The 14,920-nt window shown below is 75.4% G+C and carries 14 protein-coding genes; 7 read left to right on the forward strand and 7 right to left on the reverse strand.

The window, feature by feature from the left end; translation table 11 throughout:
- Nucleotides 1-2: 2 nt before the first annotated feature.
- Nucleotides 3-1,160, reverse strand: a complete 1,158-nt coding sequence (locus AB2L28_RS15410; protein WP_370719864.1) for an MFS transporter — start codon at nucleotides 1,158-1,160, stop codon at nucleotides 3-5.
- Between the two features lie 233 nt (nucleotides 1,161-1,393).
- Here AB2L28_RS15410 and AB2L28_RS15415 point away from each other — a divergent pair, with 233 nt between their 5' ends.
- The 4 genes from AB2L28_RS15415 to AB2L28_RS15430 are packed head-to-tail and all read left to right on the forward strand — an operon-like array spanning nucleotide 1,394 to nucleotide 5,447.
- The gene (locus tag AB2L28_RS15415) at nucleotides 1,394-3,604 is read left to right on the forward strand and encodes a putative bifunctional diguanylate cyclase/phosphodiesterase (protein WP_370719865.1); all 2,211 of its coding nucleotides are present in this window, start codon (nucleotides 1,394-1,396) and stop codon (nucleotides 3,602-3,604) included.
- The gene (locus tag AB2L28_RS15420; RefSeq protein WP_370719866.1) at nucleotides 3,601-4,473 is read left to right on the forward strand and encodes an HDOD domain-containing protein; all 873 of its coding nucleotides are present in this window, start codon (nucleotides 3,601-3,603) and stop codon (nucleotides 4,471-4,473) included. Before AB2L28_RS15415 ends, AB2L28_RS15420 begins: the two co-directional genes overlap by 4 nt.
- Nucleotides 4,474-4,503: 30 nt before the next feature.
- Complete coding sequence (locus AB2L28_RS15425; RefSeq protein ID WP_370719867.1) at nucleotides 4,504-4,896, forward strand: ATP-binding protein; 393 nt, start codon at nucleotides 4,504-4,506, stop codon at nucleotides 4,894-4,896.
- Complete coding sequence (locus AB2L28_RS15430) at nucleotides 4,893-5,447, forward strand: GNAT family N-acetyltransferase (protein ID WP_370719868.1); 555 nt, start codon at nucleotides 4,893-4,895, stop codon at nucleotides 5,445-5,447. The genes AB2L28_RS15425 and AB2L28_RS15430 overlap by 4 nt, the downstream gene beginning before the upstream one ends.
- On the opposite strand, the gene AB2L28_RS15435 is transcribed toward AB2L28_RS15430, so the two are convergent.
- The 4 genes from AB2L28_RS15435 to AB2L28_RS15450 form a co-directional block, all read right to left on the reverse strand.
- Nucleotides 5,444-6,070: a dihydrofolate reductase family protein gene (locus AB2L28_RS15435; RefSeq protein WP_370719869.1), complete on the reverse strand. Its 627-nt coding sequence runs from the start codon at nucleotides 6,068-6,070 to the stop codon at nucleotides 5,444-5,446. The two genes, AB2L28_RS15430 and AB2L28_RS15435, sit on opposite strands and share 4 nt — an antisense overlap.
- Nucleotides 6,071-6,198: 128 nt before the next feature.
- Nucleotides 6,199-6,672: a hypothetical protein gene (locus tag AB2L28_RS15440; RefSeq protein ID WP_370719870.1), complete on the reverse strand. Its 474-nt coding sequence runs from the start codon at nucleotides 6,670-6,672 to the stop codon at nucleotides 6,199-6,201.
- Between the two features lie 9 nt (nucleotides 6,673-6,681).
- Entirely contained in the window at nucleotides 6,682-7,122 is a 441-nt protein-coding gene (locus AB2L28_RS15445) for a hypothetical protein (protein ID WP_370719871.1), read from the reverse strand.
- A 115-nt stretch (nucleotides 7,123-7,237) separates the two neighbouring features.
- Nucleotides 7,238-8,389: a response regulator transcription factor gene (locus AB2L28_RS15450; RefSeq protein WP_370719872.1), complete on the reverse strand. Its 1,152-nt coding sequence runs from the start codon at nucleotides 8,387-8,389 to the stop codon at nucleotides 7,238-7,240.
- Between the two features lie 113 nt (nucleotides 8,390-8,502).
- Here AB2L28_RS15450 and AB2L28_RS15455 point away from each other — a divergent pair, with 113 nt between their 5' ends.
- Nucleotides 8,503-8,928, forward strand: a complete 426-nt coding sequence (locus AB2L28_RS15455) for a RidA family protein (protein WP_370719873.1) — start codon at nucleotides 8,503-8,505, stop codon at nucleotides 8,926-8,928.
- Nucleotides 8,929-9,002: 74 nt separating this feature from the next.
- Nucleotides 9,003-10,355, forward strand: coding sequence for an FAD-binding oxidoreductase (locus tag AB2L28_RS15460; RefSeq protein WP_370719874.1), 1,353 nt, complete (start codon nucleotides 9,003-9,005; stop codon nucleotides 10,353-10,355).
- 99 nt (nucleotides 10,356-10,454) lie between these two features.
- On the opposite strand, the gene AB2L28_RS15465 is transcribed toward AB2L28_RS15460, so the two are convergent.
- Together AB2L28_RS15465 and AB2L28_RS15470 are read right to left on the reverse strand one after the other, a co-directional pair.
- Nucleotides 10,455-11,468 carry a phosphotransferase family protein gene (locus AB2L28_RS15465; RefSeq protein ID WP_370719875.1) on the reverse strand — a complete coding sequence of 338 codons (1,014 nt, stop codon included), beginning with the start codon at nucleotides 11,466-11,468 and terminating at the stop codon, nucleotides 10,455-10,457.
- Nucleotides 11,469-11,767: 299 nt separating this feature from the next.
- Complete coding sequence (locus AB2L28_RS15470; RefSeq protein ID WP_370719876.1) at nucleotides 11,768-13,123, reverse strand: PP2C family protein-serine/threonine phosphatase; 1,356 nt, start codon at nucleotides 13,121-13,123, stop codon at nucleotides 11,768-11,770.
- A 378-nt stretch (nucleotides 13,124-13,501) separates the two neighbouring features.
- Between AB2L28_RS15470 and AB2L28_RS15475 the strand changes: the two genes are divergently transcribed.
- Complete coding sequence (locus AB2L28_RS15475) at nucleotides 13,502-14,179, forward strand: hypothetical protein (RefSeq protein WP_370719877.1); 678 nt, start codon at nucleotides 13,502-13,504, stop codon at nucleotides 14,177-14,179.
- Nucleotides 14,180-14,920 lie beyond the last annotated feature (741 nt).

Here is a 14,920-nt window from a genome sequence, read left to right on the forward strand (position 1 = left end):
CCTCACCGGACGGGTGGGTCGCGGCGGGCGCCCCGCGCGATCGGGCCCCGGCCCACCACCGCCAGGGCGAGCGCCGCGACGGCCAGCGCCGCGAGCCCGGCCGCCCCCGGGGGACCGACGCGGTCCACGGCCTGCCCGGCGAGCGCCGCCCCGACCGCCACCCCGGCGGCCGAGACCGACGCCGACCACGCGAACGCGCTCGTGAGCTGCCACGGTGCGGCTCGTCGACGCACGGCGACGGTCGTGGCGACGACGACCGGCGGGACCGCGGCCCCGGCGAGGGCGAGGACCGCGGCCAGGACGGCGACGTGGCCGGTGAGCACGCCCGGCACGGCCAGCGGCGTCGCCAGGAGCGCCAGGGCGAGGGCCGCCGGGCGCAGCCGCGGGTCGGGCGCCCGGGTCAGGGCCGCTCCCGCGAGCAGCCCGCCGGCGCCGGCGGCACCGAGCAACCCCGCCGCCGCCCCGGGCCGGGCGGCGACGACCGCCAGCGGCAGCGCCCCGAAGTGCACGCCCAGGCAGGCGGTCACGGTGAGGGGCAGCCGGAGCCCGCGGGGCCACCCGAGCCGCGGGGCGCGGACCGGGCGAGCCGAGGGGGGTGCCGAGGGGGGTGGTGCCGAGGAGCGCAGCAGCGCCAGCACCAGCGTCCCGGACGCGACGAGACCGGCCGCACCGGCGAGGGCCACGCCCGGCCGCCCGCCGGCGGCGAGCCGGGCCGCGAGGACCGGACCGAGCAGGAACGCCGCGGAGTTCGCGACGGCGTCCCAGGCGAACGCCCGCGACAACCCCGTGGCCGGGGTCAGCCGGTGCGACCAGCGGGCGGCGGAGAACGCCCCCAGCTGCGGCAGGCTCGCCCCGACGAGCAGACCCGCGGCGAGCAGGACGGCCGGTGGTGCGGACCCGGGCAGCGCCAGGACGACCGCGGCGAGGGCGCCCGCGTGGGCCAGGGCGAGGACGGGCAGGACGCGGGACTGGCCGAACCGGTCGACGAGCCGGGCCGTCTGCGGACCCGCGACGGCCTCGGAGACCGCCAGACCGGCGGCCGCCAACCCGGCCCCGGACCAGGAACCCGTCCGGTCGTGGACGCACCACGACAGCGCCAGGGGGGTCGCGGCGAGTCCGACCCGCCCCCACGCGGCCGCGGCGAAGAACGCCGTGAGCACGGCGGAACCTTCCAGCAGGGGCGGACCGGTCTGGGGACCGGACGTTTGCCCGCACCCTACTGCGCGGCCCGTCCCGTGGCGACGTCACGCAGCGCAGCGCTCGTCGCGGCGGTTCAGCCGGTCGCCCGGCGTCCGTGACCTCCGGGGGGATCAGTTCGTGGCTCCACGTGCCGATGAACACCCCGATGCGGTCCCACGGAGGGGGCCGCCGGGAACCACCGTGGACGGAACCAGTGCTGAACGAGGCGTGGCGCAGCCACCACCCCGGGGGAGGCCCCGACTCCACCGCCGGGGTCGACGCCGCGCTGCTGCACCACGCGGCCGCCGCCGACGAACCCGTGCTCGTGGTGTCCCGCCCGCACGCGCCCGCCGGCCGCGAGACCCCCCGCGTCCGCTGGGCGAACACCGCCGCCGCCGACCTGTTCGGGATCGACGCCGACCACCTCGTCGACGTGGCCGTCACGCGCCTGCTGCGCTCCGGCCCGGACGCCCGGCACCTCTCGCGCGAGCGCCGCACCCGCTGCGCCGCCGACGTCGTCACCGCCGGCGGTGACCTGCGGCGCACCGAGGTCGTCGCCTGGCCCGTCCCCGACCGCCCCGGTCCCGGCCTGGCAACCGTGGCCCGTGCCGGTGCGGGGGAGCACTACTGGGTGCTGTCGCTGGCGCTGCCGCAGGACGAGCGCGCCCACGCCGCGCTGCGCGCCGCCGAGGAGCGGTTCGCCACCCTGGCGCAGAGCTCGCCCGTGCCCACGATCGTCTCCGACGTCGGCGCGCGCCTGTCGCGCGTCAACGACGCGTTCGCCGAACTCGTCGGCCTGCCCGCCGAGGAGCTGTGCGGCACCGGTTGGCTGACCCACCTCGTCGACGAGGAGCGGACCGCGGTCGTGGAGGCCGTCGCCACCGTGCTGGCCGGCGAGCGCGTCACGCTCGACACCCGCCTGCGGACCGCCGCCGGGCAGGTCCGCTGGGTCACGGTCCGGCTGGCCCCCAGCCGGACCCCCGGGTACGGGGCCGGGTTCATCGGCACGGTCGAGGACGTCACCGACCGCCTCGCCCGCGAGCACCGCCTCGCCTACCAGGCCCAGCACGACCTGCTGACGGGCCTGCCGAACCGGCTCGCGCTGCTGGAACGGCTCTCGGACCTGCTGGCCCTGCCGGGCCGGGCGCCCGGCCAGGGCCAGGACGTCGGTGTCCTCATGGTCGACCTGGACGACTTCAAGACCGTCAACGACGGCCTGGGCCCCGAGGCCGGGGACGCCGTCCTCGTCGAGGTGGCCCGCCGGCTCGCCCGCACCGTGCGGGCCGGGGACGTGGTGGCCCGCCCCGGGGGCGACGAGTTCGTCCTCGTCTGCGCCGACCTGCCCGACCTCGAGGCCGTCCGGGCCACCGCCGAGCGCGTCCTGGAGGCCGTCCTCGTGCCCGTGGAGGTCAACGGGTTGCGGTTGCGGCTCGTCGCGAGCATCGGCGTCGTCCTGCTGGAGGGCCTGACGTGCAGCGCCGAGGAGGTCGTGCGCGACGCCGGCATCGCCGTCCACGAGGCCAAGGCCGCCGGCGGCGGGCGCTGGACCCTGCTCGACGAGGAGGTCCGCACCCGGGCCCGGCGCGCGCTGCGCCTGGTCGCCGACCTGCGCGAGGCCCTCGCCCGCGGCGCGGTCGACGTGCACTACCAACCCGTCGTGCAGCCCGGGCGTCCCGCGCGGCTGCGCAGCGTCGAGGCGTTGTGCCGGTGGACGCACCCCGAGCTCGGGCCCGTGCGCCCGGACGTGTTCATCGAGCTGGCCGAACGCGCCAACCTCGTCCCGGTCCTGGACTCCCACGTCCTGCAGGTCGCCTGCCGGGACCTGGCGTCCTGGCGGTCCGCGCAGGCCGCGGGGGACCTCGCGGTCAGCCCCGAGCACGTCGCGGTCAACGTCTCGGCCGTCAGCCTGTCCGCCGAGGGGTTCGCCGACGGGGTCCGGCGCGTCGTGGCCGCAGCGGGCCTGCAGCTGAGCGACCTGTGCCTGGAGGTCACCGAGACCGCCCTGGCCAGCGACCTGCGCGCCTGCCGGCAGGTGCTGGAGGAGCTGCGGGCCGACGGGGTGCGCGTGGCCATCGACGACTTCGGGACGGGCTACTCCTCCCTGGCCTACCTCACGGACCTGCCCGTGGACCACCTCAAGGTCGACCGGTCGTTCGTGCGGGACCTGCGCTCGACGACCGGACCGGCCCGCGCCGTCGCGGCGGCCGTCGTCTCCCTGGCCCGCACCCTCGGCCTGGGGGTCGTCGCCGAGGGCGTCGAGACGCTGGAGCAGGACGCGGTCATCTCCGACCTGGGCTGCGAGGCCGTCCAGGGCTACCTGTACTCCCGTCCGCTCCCGCGCGAGGCCCTCCTCGACGTGCTGCGCTCGGGTGGGGAGCTGGCCCCCGGCCCCCGCACCCCGACCGTGGAGGGGGTCCCCGCGTGAGCACCACGTCCTCGCCCACCAGCACGTCCACCAGCCCGCCCACCAGCACGTCCACCACCCCGCCCGGTGCGGTGGAGGTGCTCGGCCGGATCTCCGCCGCCCTCGACGACCTGCCCGCCCACCGGCCGGTGGCGGCGCGCGTGGTGGCCGAGGCCGACGACCAGCGCTCCGACGCCCGCTCGCTCGGGCGCACGCTCGGTTACGACCCGGCGCTGCTGGCCAAGGTGCTGCGGCTGGCCAACTCGGCCTACTTCGGGCTCTCGGGGCGGGTCTCCCAGCCCGGTTTCGCCGTCACCGTCGTGGGGTTCTCCGCCGTCCGCAGCCTCGCCGTGTCCGCCCTGGCCGGTCTCGACGACGTCCCCGAGTCCCTCACCGGGTTCTGGGACCGCAGCGTGCTGACCGCGGTGGCCGCCGCCGAGTTCGCCCCCCGGTTGGGGTGCGGTGCGCCGGAGGCGTTCTCGGTGGGCCTGCTGGCACGGTTGGGCCAGGCGCTCCTGGTGCGCTGCGACCCGCAGGAGTACCCGCGGATGATGGCCCGGGCCGGTGACCGCGAGGAGCTCCTGGTCGCCGAGGCCCACCGCTACGGCGCCACCCACACCCGGGTCTCGGCCGAGGCGCTCGCGGCCTGGGCCTTCCCGGAGGACCTGGCGCACGCGCTGTCGCAGGTCGACCGCCCCGGGTGGGCGACGCCGCTGGCCACCTGCGTGCGGCTGGGGCTGGAGCTGACCGAACGCATCACCCACCCCTCGCGCGCACCGCGCGTGGCCGAGCAGCTGTCGGCCGGGCACGTGCGCGACGCCGAGCTGGACGCAGTGCGCGCCGGGGTCGCCCGCACCGCGGCGGAACTGGTGCAGCTGCTCACGTCCTGAGCCGGGCGCGGTGCCGGGCGATGGTGTTGGATGGCACGCGTGTGCGAGGCGACCCCGGCGGCGGAGATCACCCTGCCCGACGAGGAGCACTCGGCCCGCCGGGCGCGCGCGTTCCTGTCCGAGGCCTTCTGCGCCGCCCACCACGCCCGCGTGCTCGACGAGGCGCAGCTGCTGGTCTCGGAGCTGGTGACGAACGCCGTCCGCCACGGTGGGCCGCCGGTGCGCGTGCGCGTCTCCTGCGACGGGGAGGGCCCGGCGCTGCACGTGGCCGTGTCCGACGGTGACCCGCACCCGCCCGTGCGCCGGGACGCGGAGCCGGAGGCCGAGGGCGGCCGGGGGGTCGCGCTCGTCGACATCGTCTCCGACCGCTGGGGCGTGGAGCACGACGAGAACGGCAAGACCGTCTGGTTCGTGATCTCGTGACCGGCGGGGGGACGGGGGCGACGACGCTGCGCCTGGTCCGCCCCGGCGACGCCGCCGCGGTCGCGGCCCTGCTGCGGGAGAACTGGCCGTTCCTGGCCCCCTACGAACCCGAGCGGGACGAGGCCCACTTCACCGCCGAGGGGCAGGGGGAACTGCTGACGGCCGCCCTCGCCGAGCACGCGGCCGGCCGGGTCGCCCCGTACGTCATCGAGCACGACGGCGAACTCGTCGGCCGGCTCACGCTGTCGGGCATCGTCCGGGGCCCGTTCCAGTCCGCCGACGTCGGGTACCTCGTGGCCGAGGCCGTCAACGGGCGGGGCGTGGCCACCCACGCCGTCGCCGCGCTCGTCGAGCTCGCGTTCGCCCCGGCCCCGGGCGGGCTGGGGTTGCACCGGCTGCAGGCCGGGACCTTGCTGTCGAACTCCGCGTCGCAGGCGGTGCTGCAGCGCAACGGGTTCGAGCGCATCGGGGTCGCCCGGCGGTACCTGCGGATCGCGGGGCGCTGGCAGGACCACGTGCTGTACCAGCGCACCGCGCCCCACTGGTCCTAGTCCCCGGGCGGCGTCATGTCGCCCGTGGCGGGAACCCCTTCGAGCAGGCCGTAGCGCAGGAACACGGTGCCCCGGGGACCGGCGTCCGGCGGCGCCAGCAGCGCGAGGACCGAGGGGACCGCCCCGCCGTCGAACACCTTCTTGCCGGTGCCCAGGACGAGCGGGTGCAGCCACAGGTGCAGCTCGTCGAACAACTTCTCCCGCAGGAGGGTCTGCACGAGGTTCAGGCTGCCGACGACCTTGACGCGCTCGTGCCGTTCCCGCACCTCGCGGACGGCCGTGGGCAGGTCCGCCCCGAGCTGGACCGACCCCGACCACGACAGGTCGGGCCGCCCGCGGGAGGCGACGTACTTCGGGACGCGGTTGAAGAGCGTCGCGATGTCGTCGTCGGGCCCGCCCTCCTGGTGCGGCCAGTAGGTGCTGAACATCTCGTGGGTGCGCCGGCCGAGCAGCAGCGCGTCGGTGCCCTCGTAGGAGGCCTGCACCTGGGTGCCGGTGCGTTCGTCCAGCAGGGGGGCCTGCCAGCCGCCGAACGCGAACCCGACCGGGTCCTCGTCGGGGCCGCCGGGGCCCTGCCCGACGAGGTCGAGGGTGGCGAACAGTTCGAGGTGGATCTGGCCCACGGGGTCTCCTGATGGACGGGGTGCGCTTGTGCGGTCGGGGGGTGGACCGGCCGGCTCCCACGAACTCACCGGTGGGCCACCGCCCCCGCGCGGCCGTCCGGCGCCGCCGCGGGGTCCGCGGTCCGGGCTCAGGTCGACGGGGACGTGACCGGAACCATCGCCGAGGCGTTCTTGTCCCAGATGCGCGGGTTCCGGTCGCCGAACCGCTCGGCCAGGTCCCGGCGCACCTCCAGGAACGTCCGGCCGGGATCGGCGAGCCGGTGCTCCCCGCGCTCCTCGAACGCGTCGTCGTCGAGGCAGTAGGCGACCTGGTCCAGGGAGTTCATCTGCCGGATCGTCACGAGCTGCTCGACCAGCACGCCCCCCGGGTCCGTCGCACCCGGGTGCAGGTCCGCCGCCGCGGCGAGGAACTCCGCGCCGTACCCGTCGTCGGTGAACGCCCAGTCGCAGGCCCGGCCGTCCCCGTGGTCGGTGACCATGCCGAAGCTCTGCCCGTGCCGCAGCAGGTCCGCCGACCACGCGAACCCGCCGGAGGGCAGGTCCGTCTCCCGGTACCCGCTGACGCTGTAGCGCTGCAGGGGATGGCTGATCGGCAGGGCCACGCCTGGAGCCTACGCGTCGAGCGCCCCGACCACCGTTCCGGTCGCGGCGACCTGCTCCAGCCGCGACCGGACGGACTCCAGGACGACGCGCTCGGCGACGGTCGCGGGCCGCAGCCCCTCCAGGGTGGGCAGGAGACCCGCGCACGACAGCGGGTCCTCGCGGACGAACGCCGCGTGCACCCGCGCCAGGCCCATGACGAACGCGGCGTGCCGGCGCGCCTCGACGACCAGCAGGTCCTCCAGCGTCAGGGTCGCCCCCAGGACCCGCCGCAGGCACGTCCGGCCGTAGTGGGCGAACCGCTCGTCGGGGAGCGCGACGAGGGCCGCCCCCTCCGGCACCGGGTGGGCGCACCCGGGCGCCTGGCACCAGCCGGCCTCGCGCGTGAACCCCACGACGCGGGCCCCGGTGATGCCGGAGGTGGACATGCAGGAGGTCTCGGGACGTTCCACCCGCCGCTGGATCGGCCGCCCGGGCGACACGGGTGCCGGGACGGCGTTCCCGACCCCGACGTCGTCCGCCGGCCGGAGGTGGCGCCGCGCCGGGACCCGGGTCCGGGGTCGGTCCTCAGGCGAAGAACCCGGACGCCCCGGGCGAGCCTCCCGCGCCCATCCGCGGCACGTACTCCTCGGCGAAGACGCGCGCCGCGAGTTCCCGTCGGCTGCGGACGCCGACCTTGTCGAACACCGCTTTGAGGTGGTCCTGGACGGTGTACGCCGACAGGTGCAGGGCCCGGCCGATCTCCGCGGTCGAGACGCCGCGCAGCACGAGCCGCACGACCTCCCGCTCCCGGCCCGTCAACCCGTGGGCCGCGACGACCAGGGGCAGCACGTCGGTGGCGCCGGCGTCCTCGACGGTGACGGCCGTCGTCGAGGGCACGCCCGCGCCGAACGACGTCATGGGCGAGGCGCTGACGACGACCCACCGTCCCGACACCGTCCGCATCCGCACCCGGGGAGCCCAGTGCTCCTGACCGCGGCCGAACCGCTGGGCGGCGTTGACGACGGACTGCACCGGCATCGGCAGCGGGGTCGAGCCGAGCGACCCGCCCCCCAGCGCGGCGATGCGGTCGTGGGCCTCGCCGTTGGCCGACAGCACTTCCCCGGCCGCGTCCACGAGCAGGACCCCCGGGCCCGCGCCCGTGGCCACCCCGCCGGGGCCGGCCGCGACGAGCGTGGTCACCAGACTGGCGCGCACCCCGCGGGCCACGGTGGTCGCGATGCTGCTGACGAACTCCATCTCGGCCTCGTTGAAGGTCCGCGTCCGGCCGTTCTCGTCGCGGAACAGCGCGAGGAAGGCCCACAGGTCACCGTCGGCGGTCGCCGCGCTGCGCAGCTCGTCCGTCACCGACCACGTCGGCTGGAAGAAGTTCTCGAACCGCGAGGACCGCAGCGGATCGCCGTGCGTCTCGACGTGGGTGGTCATGACGGCGCCCTCGCGGGTGAGGAGGTCGCGGTAGTCGTACAGGTCGTCGGCGACGTACTCGTGGAACGCCCACCGGGCGTCCTCCGCCGCGTCGACCGAGGACATCGTCCCGGCCTTGAACGCGCTGGTCACCAACCGCGTCGCCGGGTCGGTCGTCGCCAGGCACGCCGCGGAGAACGGCACCGCCCGGGCCACGGTCTCGAGCGTCGCGGCGACGAACGTCGGGGTGTCCAGACCGGCCCGCGCGACGGTCAGCAGTTGCGCTCTCGTGCGCTCCACCGGTGTCGACCTCACCTCGGCGAGCATAGGCACCCGGGACCGCGCTGTGACCCCCAGAAGTCTGGGGGCAGGACTCACCAGGTCGTTGGGGTGCCCTCGGTGGGGTCGAGGGCGCCACGGTTCTCGCCATGACCACGACGACGATCACCGGCGGCCCCGTCCGCACCGACCCCGTCCGCATCAACCCCTCGACCTGGAACCTCGCCCTGGGTTTCGACCAGGCGCAGGTGCGCACCGCGCCGACCACCCTGCTGACCCTGGCCGGTCAGGGCCCGGTGGACGGCGACGGGCGCCTCGTCCACGCCGGCGACCTCACCGCCCAGGTGGCCCTGGCCGTCCGCAACGTCGAGGAACTCCTCGAGGCGGCCGGTTTCACCGTCGCCGACGTCCTGTCCCTCACCGTCCACACCACGGACGTCGACGGGGTGCTGGCGAACTACCACCTCATCACCGAACGCCTCGCCCCGGCGACGCCCCCGGCGACCCTCGTCGGCGTCGCGCGGTTGGCCCTGCCCGGGATGGCCGTGGAGATCACCGTGCAGGCGGGCCGGTGATGTCGTTGTCCCGCAGCGTCTTCGTCCGAGCCCTCACCGCCCTCCCGTTCGTCTCGACCCTCCGGAGCGTTCCTGTGAGCAGCAGCACCAGCACCACCCCCCGCAGTTTCCCCGACCCCGTGCTGCGCGGGATTCGCGGGCCAGTGCTGCGACCGGGGCAGGTGGGGTTCGCCGAGGAGGTCGCAGGGTTCAACGCCGCCTGGACCCCGACCCCGCGGATCGCGATCGGGGCGGTCTCGGCCGACGACGTCGCGGCCGCGGTCCAGCACGCCCGGCTCACCGGGGCCAGGCTGCGCACGCAGGCGACCGGGCACGGGCTGCGCGGAACCCTCGACGGGACCGTCCTCGTGACGACCCGTCGGCTGGACTCCGTCCGCGTCGATCCGGGTTCTCGGACCGCGACGATCGGTGCGGGTGCGCGGTGGCGCGCCGTCGTGGACGCGGCCGCCGCCCACGGCCTCGCCCCGCTGTGCGGGTCCTCGACGGCGGTGGGGGCCGTCGGGTACACGCTGGGCGGCGGTGTCGGCGCGCTGGGTCGGCAGCACGGGTTCAGCGCCGACCGCGTCCGATCCCTCGAGGTCGTCACGGCCGACGGCCACCGGCGGCACGTCGACGTGCTGCACCACCCCGACCTGTTCTGGGCGCTGCGAGGCGGTCGCGACGGTCTCGGCGTCGTCACGTCCCTGACGCTCGACCTCGTCCCCGTGGCGACGGTGCACGGGGGCGGGTTGTTCTTCGACCTGTCCACCGCGCACGACGTGCTGCACACCTGGCGGGAGTGGGCACCGGGCCTGCCCGAGCACGTGAGCACGTCCATCGCGTTCCTGCGGCTGCCACCGGACCCGGCGTTGCCCGAACCGCTGCGCGGGCGGGCGGTCGTCCACGTGCGGTTCACCTCGACCGGCACCGACGAGGAGGCCAGTCGTCTGCTCGCGCCGGTGCGCGCGGCCGCTCCCGTCGTGCTCGACACCCTCACCCGCATCCCGTTCACGGCGATCGACGGCGTCCACGCCGACCCGACGGCCCCCGTGCCGTTCGCCGAGAGCGGGACCGGGCTGCGGACGTTCGACGCGCCCACCGCCGACGCCGTCCTGGCCCGCGTCGACGCCGGCAGCGGTTGCGTGCTGGCCATGGTGGAACTCCGGCTGCTCGGGGGAGCCCTGGGCCGTCCGCCGCGGGTCGCGAACTCCGTGACCGGCCGGGGAGCGGCGTTCTCCCTCATGGGTCTGGGGGTGCCGGTGGGGCCCGGTGGTGACCGGGTCGCCGAGCAGCTCCACGGGTTGCGGGCGGCCGTGACCCCCTGGGCCACGGCGGGGCCGCTGAACCTGGCGGGCGACGGCGACCACCGTGGGCTCTGGTCGGCGGGGGACCGGGCCCGGCTGGCCGGCGTGCGGCGGCGGTACGACCCGCGCGGCACGTTCTCCTGACCGCGCCCGGCACCGGTGGGGGCGGACTGCGGTCCCGCCCACGCCAGGACGTCCGCCGGTGCTCGTCGGCCGGTGGTCCCGCCCTCGCCGGACCAGCGGTCAGGTCCGCACCTGCACCTCCACGTCGGTCCCGGTCCGGGTGCGCAGGAGTGCTCGCGCCTGCCGCACCGGTCCGGTGAGGAAGGCGCGGAACTCGGCCCTGGTCGCGGCGTCCAACCGGGACCCCGACTCGATCGAGGGCAGCACGTTCAAGAGCCACCGCACCGTCGTCACCACCTCGAAGTACGCCCACTCCTCCAGCGGAACACCGATGCCGGTGATGGATGCGTACTCCCGGCGCACGGCCTGGGCGAAGGCGTCGAAGCCGCTGCGCTGCATCAGGGTGCACGTCCAGGCCAGGTCGAAGCGGGGATCGCCGATGCGCCAGTCCCAGTCCAGCACCCAGAGCCGTCCGGAGCCGTCCACGAGCACGTTCCACGGGTGGTAGTCGCGGTGCAGGACCACCGGCCGCGGGCAGGGCACCAGGTGCCGGCGTTCGTGCAGCCACCCCAGGACGTCGGACAGCCCGGCCCACGCCACGCCGGCGCTGTCGCGGTGCAACTGCGCGAGTTCGCGCTCGACGTGGTCGTACTCGCCCTGATCGGTGGCGGTCGGTTCCAGCAGGCGGGGGTCGAGGGCGTGCAGCGCCGTCAGCGCAGCGGTGAACGCGCTGACCAGCTGGGCCTGCGTGCTCGGGTCGGCGGCCTCGTGGGCCTGCCACAAGGCCAGCCCCGCGACGTGCTCCATCAGGACGAACGGGCGCCCCAGGTGGTCGAGGTCGGTCTCCAGCAGCACCGCGCGGGGCACCGGGTGGTCCACGGCCCGCAGCTGCTCCAGAGCTGTCCACTCCCGTGCGGCGTGGGCACGTCCGTCCTCATCCGGCGTGTACGTCTTGAGCACCAGGCGCACCGCGGGCGCAGCGCTGACCTCGTTCGGGTGCAGGTCGACGGTGTACAGGCTGCTGGCCCAGCCGCCGCTCACCTCCTGCAGCGGTCCCGGTGAGTGGCCGAGGTGTCTCACGTCAGGCCGGGACAGGTACGTGGCGAGGTCGGACCGCAGCTGCTCCGGCCTCATCGTCCGTCCCGCGACGACGAGGGGAGCACGGGTTCCCGAACGCGTCCCCGCAGACGTCTGCCGCAACTGCTCACGCCGCGACTGTCGCAGGGAGGACGTCGTCGGACCACCGGTTCCGCCGACGCGAACCGCACCGTCCGCGCCGCTCGGTCCCCGACTTCGACCGGCTGCTCCCCGGGCGTGCTCGCCGTCCAGGCCCATCAGGGAGCGGCAGCGAACCCGCGACGGTCCAGCGACCGGTCGGACACGCGCGGACGATCCCGCCCGCAGGAGTCGACGGTGTCCCGCTGCCCACCACCTCAGGAGCTTCGATCGGTGAGGTGCAGGGCCAGCAGGGCGCAGTCGTCTTCGGGCGCGGGCCCGACCAGGTCCTGGAGGAGGCGGTCGCACAGCTGCTGCAGCGGCAGGTGCCGGTGGGCGGTGATGCTGCTGCACAACGCCTCGATGCCCTCATCGAGGTCGCGCTGACGCGATTCGATGAGCCCGTCAGTGACCAGGAACACCGTCGTGCCTTCCGCGAGCACCTCCCGGTGGCTGCTGCGGTCGGTGTCCGGGTCGACCCCGACGATCAGTTCGGCGCGGGTGCGCAGCACGCGGGTGGTGCCGTCGGGACGCAGCAGCACCGGCGGTGGGTGCCCGGCGTTGGTCCAGACCAGCGTGCCGACGGTCGCGGCCGTGCCCGCTGCTGCTGGTGCCTCGGCCGCCGCGGTGAGGTCGACCACTGCCGGGGTACCGGCGGGTGCCCGGCCGGCCTGGTCCTGGGGAGGGCCGGCGGCAAGTTCGGCGGCGGGGTCGGTGGGGTGGGAGGTCCAGTGGATGCGCGCCAGCAGGAGACTGGCGTGCAGGTGCAGGGCCAGGCCGCTGATGGCGCGTTCGAGGCGGGCGACGACGTCTTCGACCGGTTCGGGGCGGTCCCAGACGAAGGCGCGCAGCAGACCGCGCAGCTGGCCCATGGCTGCGGCGGCGTCGATGTCGTGGCCCGCGACGTCGCCGATGACGATGTTGGGCACCCCGTCGGCGGGGACGGTGATGTCGTACCAGTCCCCACCGACCTGCTCTCCCGTGCCGGCCGGGACGTAACGGGCCTGGACCTGCAGGCGCGGGACCGACGGCAGGGTCGGCAGCAGGGAACGCTGCAAGGTCTCGGCGGTGCGCCGTTGCCGTTCGTGCAGCCGCAACCGGGCCACCGCTTGGGCCGTGAACGCGCTCAAGGCGGCCATCACCTCCCGCTCCTGGACGTCGAACCGGCGTGGACGGCGCCAGGCCAGGCCCAACGCACCGACGGTGTCGGCGCTGGTGCGCAGCGGGAAGTGGACCATGGCCTGGTAGCCGATGGCGGCGATCTGGGTCTGCAGGTGGGGGTAGTCGCGGGCGACGTCGGCGGCGTCTTCGTAGATGAGGGTGCGGCCCCGGGCGGCGTCCGTGGGAGGTGAGGACAGCGACATGGGCAGCACGGCCCACTGCCGGGCCAGCTGGGGGTCCAGGCCGGTGGTGGTCAGGTGCACCAGCTCGTCGGTGTGAGCGTCGGTGACGGCCAGCAGGACGATGTCGGCACCCAGCGCGGCCTGGGCGATGGCCGGCACCTGAGCGGCCAGGGCCGCCAGGGAGTCGGCGGAGATGAGGACGGCGGCCAGCTGCAGCAACGCCGCCAGCACCGTCGGATCCCCGCCGTCGTCCCCGCCGCCGCCACCGCCGTCGTGCTCAGGAACGGTCGTCGCCCGCTCCACCGGTGTTCGGCCCGGTGGCCCGGTGGGGGAGGCCGCGCCGGGACCTCTGGGTGGTTCCCAGGAAGCGGGCATGCCCGACAGCCTGGCAGGAATCGCTCAGCGTGACCGGGACTTGGTCGGATCGGGTTCCGTGATCCCCGTGCGCCGAGGTCGTGCGGGGTGGTCGGTGCGCCAGTCCGGCCGCGCCTGCAGAACACCGGGCGACAGGCGCGCGTCGTCGTGGACCGGTTCGTGGTGGTGCTGGGCGCGGCGGTCCTGTGCAGCGACCGACGGGGGTTCGGCGCTCTCGGCGCTACCCTCCACCGCATGATCACCGGCGGCTCGCGACGGACCACGGACCTCACCGCGGCCCGGTCCCTGATCTTGGCGTCCTACGCCTTCGCCGTCGTCGGTTGGGAGTTGATCGTCCTGGTCGTCACCGCGCCTCTCGGTCTGCGGGAGGACCGGTGGAGCAGTGTGGCGGTGCACCAGGTGGTGACGGTCGCCGGGTGGGTGACCGGGATCGTCGTGCTGGCTCGAACCGGTCGACGGGCCCTGACGGTCCGGCGCCGGACGGGGCGCCGGCTGGTGCGCACCGGGCTGGCGGTCGCGCTGGCCGTGGTGGTCATCGCCGTCCGCTGGTGGTCGGTGGGCGACGGTCAGGCGTTGATCGCCGGTGAGCACCGCTCGTACCTGGCGGACTTCGGGCAGGTCGGACGGGTCCTGACGCTGGGGCAGGTCGGTTACTACGTCGCCGAGGCCGGGGTGGTGAGCTTGCTGATCGCCTTCGGGCAGCGCAGCGGGGAGTTGTGGACCGGTCGTGCTGCGGTGCCGTGGGGTGGTCTGGTCGCGGCGGTCAGCTGGGGGCTGGTGCACGTCCTGCTGCAGGGTGGGGCAGCGGGCCTGTACGCCGCGGCGGTGGCGGTCGCGATGGGGGTGGTGCACGTCCTGCTGCGCTCCTGGCGTGCGACGTGGGGGGTCACCGCGCTCGTCTTCGTGGTGTGACGGTCGGGGCGGCCCCAGGGAGTACCCCGACGAGCTGCGTGAGCGCGCGATCCGCACGGCGGGGGACGCCCGTCGTGGCCCCGCTCCTCGCACCGGCGCGTTGCAGCGGATCGGCGGCCGGCTCGGCACCAGTTCTGGGGCGCCGACACTCCTCCGGTGCCTGGGCGCTGGGAGGTGCCCCCACTGACATCCGCAGCTGCTCAGGGTGGGTGTACTCCGCGTTCGTCCAGGACGTCCGCACCCGCCGCATCCTCGGCTGACGGGCCCGCGTGTCACCGCTGACCATCTGCGCACCGAGCTGGCCCTGGACGCCCCGCAGACGGCGTTCTGGATCCGCCGCCGCGAGGGAGGGGACCTGACCGGTTCGAAGCACCGCTCGGGTAGAGGTTCTCAAGACGTCGTGGTGCGCTGCACCGAGAGCCTGGCCGGCGAGGGTGCGGTCTCCCCGGTCGGCTCGACCGGTGGCCCCCACGCCGACGCGTTCCACCCGTCGCCGGCCACGTCGACTGGTGCGGCACCCGCCGGCTGCACGGCGAGCTCGGGACGGTCCCGCCGGTCGAGTTCCGGGACCAGGTCGTGCCCACCGCCAGCGGTTCGGAGGGCACCGCAGCCTGAGCGTTGCTCCACGCTCTCCATCGAACCCGGGCCTCGACGGGGTTCTGGCTGGTCCTGGGCCGAGGAAGTGCGGGTCTCGAGCGGGGGCCGTCCTCTCTGCCGGGTGCCAGCGCGTCGGTCCACGCG

Origin of the sequence: Kineococcus mangrovi (assembly GCF_041320705.1) — a bacterium.
In the GTDB taxonomy this organism is placed as follows: domain Bacteria; phylum Actinomycetota; class Actinomycetes; order Actinomycetales; family Kineococcaceae; genus Kineococcus; species Kineococcus mangrovi.

Coding starts and splice junctions, on each gene's coding strand:
- AB2L28_RS15455 (WP_370719873.1), top strand. CDS start 8,503: ATGACCACGACGACGATCACCGGCGGCCCCGTCCGCACCGACCCCGTC.
- AB2L28_RS15475 (WP_370719877.1), top strand. CDS start 13,502: ATGATCACCGGCGGCTCGCGACGGACCACGGACCTCACCGCGGCCCGG.
- AB2L28_RS15465 (WP_370719875.1), bottom strand. CDS start 11,468: ATGAGGCCGGAGCAGCTGCGGTCCGACCTCGCCACGTACCTGTCCCGG.
- AB2L28_RS15425 (WP_370719867.1), top strand. CDS start 4,504: ATGGCACGCGTGTGCGAGGCGACCCCGGCGGCGGAGATCACCCTGCCC.